The 3617-nt window shown below is 36.0% G+C and carries 3 protein-coding genes; 2 read left to right on the forward strand and 1 reads right to left on the reverse strand.

The features are described from left to right. The first annotated feature begins 1447 nt into the window (after positions 1–1447). Positions 1448–2356, forward strand: a complete 909-nt coding sequence (locus tag VB740_RS17530; RefSeq protein WP_323201242.1) for a polysaccharide deacetylase family protein — start codon at positions 1448–1450, stop codon at positions 2354–2356. A gap of 51 nt (positions 2357–2407) precedes the next feature. Here the strand turns inward: VB740_RS17530 and VB740_RS17535 are convergent, their stop codons facing one another. Continuing rightward, a complete protein-coding gene (locus tag VB740_RS17535) occupies positions 2408–2746 on the reverse strand; it encodes an aspartyl protease (protein WP_416290060.1) in 339 nt (112 codons plus the stop codon). A 353-nt stretch (positions 2747–3099) separates the two neighbouring features. On the opposite strand from VB740_RS17535, the gene VB740_RS17540 reads away from it, so the two are divergent. Continuing rightward, a partial coding sequence (locus VB740_RS17540; protein WP_323201243.1) for a Nif11-like leader peptide family natural product precursor occupies positions 3100–3617 on the forward strand: 518 nt, incomplete at its 3' end.

A 3617-nucleotide genomic window follows, 5' to 3' on the forward strand; every position in this document is an offset into this window, starting at 1 on the left:
TATCTCCTTTTACATTCTCCCTTATTTTGTATATCTTCCAAAAGTGGATGCTCCCAAATTAATCTTATTTTAAACGTACTTTTAAATAAGTACATAAATCTAGCTTATCAAGCCTCTTATTTTCGTAGCCTCTCCTTGTGGGAGAAGAGAAGGCTTTTACGCTGGGCTATCGGTTGAAGCTTGTATAGTCACGTAAGAGCGTCCGACTCGCTATTGCCAATCGCCTACAGAAGCAAACCTTCTTGGGTGCGCTGGTTCACCAGTTGCTACAACGGATAGTGCAGCGTTAGCAAGTCAGCCGTAGGATGCCCGTACCCCTATAGGGAAGCAAGCTACGCGTAGCGTCTCCTTTAGGAGAAGGTCTGTAGGGCGAATAAGCGTTGGGAACCTCCTTTCAGATGAGGTAATCGCTCATCTGGGAAACCCCATCTTCTGCGGACTCTCTCACCGCAATACACTGGCTCCCTACGTCTATTTCAAAAATTATATTTGAATCTAATATATAAATGCTGCTAATTACCGTAATTATACGGTGATAATGAATATTAAATTGTACTATTAATAATATATGAATCTCTTGAGTGAGCGAGAAAAACATTAACGGATAAAAAGCTACTAGCAATTGAGGCTAAAGTATCGGTATTAAAAGTAGAACGAAGCTGCTGATAAAAGAATTTTTGCTGAATTGCTCAAAAGTATCTAGATTAACTAATAATTGCCTGTTAACAATGAGAAACTATATTGAAACAATTTTCGTCTGTCTATTTGTTATAAACGACAAGTCAACATTCTGTGATTTGAAAATTTAACTTTTTCTTAAAAAGGAAGCAATGGCAACAGGCAGTAAGATATATCTTATCAAGAATGGAACTAATAGTTTATTAGACTGTTTTTTGAAAGATACCCTGCCCCTTATAAGTAGTTTTGTATGTTAAATAAATAATTTACTTATCTGTAAATTATACAGCGTTCTTATAGAAAGTTTTGCTATAAAAAGTTCAGCCTGCAAAAAATGCTAATTGTAGGCGCGACAGTTTAACTTATCTTATTTGCAAAAGTATAACCCTTGAAAGCAGAATGCTGCCTTAACGGTGGAATTAAAGACAGAAACTATTTCATAACTCCTATTAAGACGATTTGAGGTGTAGTTAATTATTTGATTGTGCTCCTTCTTAGACGTAGCGGCAAGAATATAGAAGTTTAGACCTTGGTTTTTATGAATTGGATTGACTTTAAACAGTAACAAGTATTGTATTAAGTGTTGATCCAAATCTAGAGCATCTAGATTTCACTTAAGGCTGTATAGTCTATCTTCTCAATTGTGAATTTACGTTGGTTTCAATTCCACTTTTCAGGATTACCAGAAAGCAGCTGATATCTAAAAAAAATGTGTTATAAAGTACCGTCATAACGTGGTTGATGGTTCGATCTTTGAAGGAGCTATGAGGTGGAAAACAATAAGTCGTTTCTGTGGCCAGAAGGAATATTAATTGCACTGCTTGCCTTATGTGGTGTTTTTAGCCTTGCTTTCATGATGCTTCTCAGACCAAATACTTCGGAGGCTCAGAGTAGACCAATTATAAATATTAAAGATGTAGCTGCAAATATAGGAACTCAGCAGCAAATTGAGAAATTAAAGGCGGCCATGCTTACAAGTTGGCAGCAAGAAGCACAAACAAAAGGACTATCTTACGCCATACCATCACGTTTTCAAGGGGCAATAGTTAAAGCAGCAAAACTCATTAAGGGCGAGAAAGTAATTGCTCTCACCTTTGATGATGGTCCTTGGCCCGAGACCACAGGGCAAGTGCTAGATATTCTAAAATCAAATAATATTAAAGGGACGTTTTTTGTCGTTGGGCAAAACCTAAAAAATTATCCAGAGTTAGGAAAGCAGATTGTCACTCAAGGCCACGTCATTGCCAATCATACTTGGCATCACTGGTATCACTCCTTTAATCCACAAGCAGCTGCTTTTGAAATTGAGCGTACAACAGACCTAATTTATCAAGTTACAGGTGCTAAAACAAATCTTTTCCGACCGCCTGGTGGCAACCTGCACAATGGTTTAGCAGCTTATGCTAAAGGCCAAAAATATGCTGTGGTGATGTGGTCTGCTGACTCTATAGACTACAAGTTGCCAACTGTACCAAAGTTGATCGATAACGTGATTAGAGATTCAAAACCTGGTGGTATTGTCCTAATGCATGATGGTGGTGGTAACCGTTCTAGAACTGTGCAAGCTTTACCAGAAATTATTAGCAACTTTAGAAAGCAAGGCTATCGCTTTGTTACTATTCCAGAACTTTTAGAAATGGAAGATGCAGACCAAAAGTTGCTTGCTAACAAAAAGTAATAATTATTAATTATTGGTAATTGGCCAATAGTAATTGACTAACAACTAAAATTATATTTTTTGGTTAAGAGTAATTAACTGGAGTTTAGACGCCTGAGAATTCACCACCAACGGCAGAATTTTTAGCCACTCTGAACCTAACAAAAACTCTGTAATTTCATCCCCTGCATAAACAGGGATTTTATACTCTTGTTTGTTTAATATCAACTTGCCTAAATATATTTTAAACAAGCTTTCACCCTGTGCAGTTCGCAAAGTTTCCTTACCAATATAAAACCAGTCTAGACTATCTAAATATTGTTTGTTAATAGCCAGAAAACCTGTGAAACCATTATCTAACATGGCATCCACAGGCAAATTTAATCCATCATCAGTTATTAAAAAACACAGTGGTCAGTATTTGGGTATTTTTCAAGCGCTTTTTTATGAGCTTGCATTTTATCTGCATCAATTAAGTAATCACCACTATTAATCCTACTTATTGATGCTGCCTTAACTTTATTTTATGGGAAGTAATAAGGAGCGATCGCACGCCTGTCTACAGGTATCGCTATCTTCCTCTTTTTCTCAGTATTTTTATTTATAGTGATAAACTTTACACAAGCTTTGTACTTAACTGCTGTGTATCTTCATTTACATAAGATAATAGATTCACTACTGTCGAAGAAACCCATTATACTTACTACACTGGTGTTCATTGATAACCAACTTGTACCAAGTTCAAAACTTAGGTGAGATGACCCATGTATTATCAAATTTGGAATTTTTTTCTTAAAGAAGATAAATACATTTATTGGAAAGAAAAAACAAAATTTAACAAAAAATTTCATAAAGTTACATGGCAAAATATTATTGGTTTTTTATCGTTAGTAGAGCAAACTTTCCCATTAAAAAGTCAACTAGCAGAAACCGATAGCCTTGAGCCGTTTCTGAAGTTAGCAAGAGAAAATGGTTACAATTTGACCGCAGAAGAACTTGCTTGGTTTCTAGTTACAAGAAGACAAATTTGGGATCTTTTTGATTTTGCCCAAAAAACACCATCTCTCAAAGAAGAATTGCTAACAGCGAAAGATCCGCAGCAGTTCGTCAAAATAGCAGCCGATAATGGCTATTACTTTTCTGTAGAAGAGTTAGCTTGGCTATTAACTGAAATAAAATCATCACCAGAATTAGTATCCATCAACAATAGTGTTGGGGAGATTCTTAGGGAGCATCCACTTTTGGAAGATATACAAAATAAGGGAGAATGTAAAAGGAGATA

It is taken from the genome of Nostoc sp. UHCC 0251, assembly GCF_034932245.1.
Classification (GTDB): Bacteria; Cyanobacteriota; Cyanobacteriia; order Cyanobacteriales; family Nostocaceae; genus Nostoc.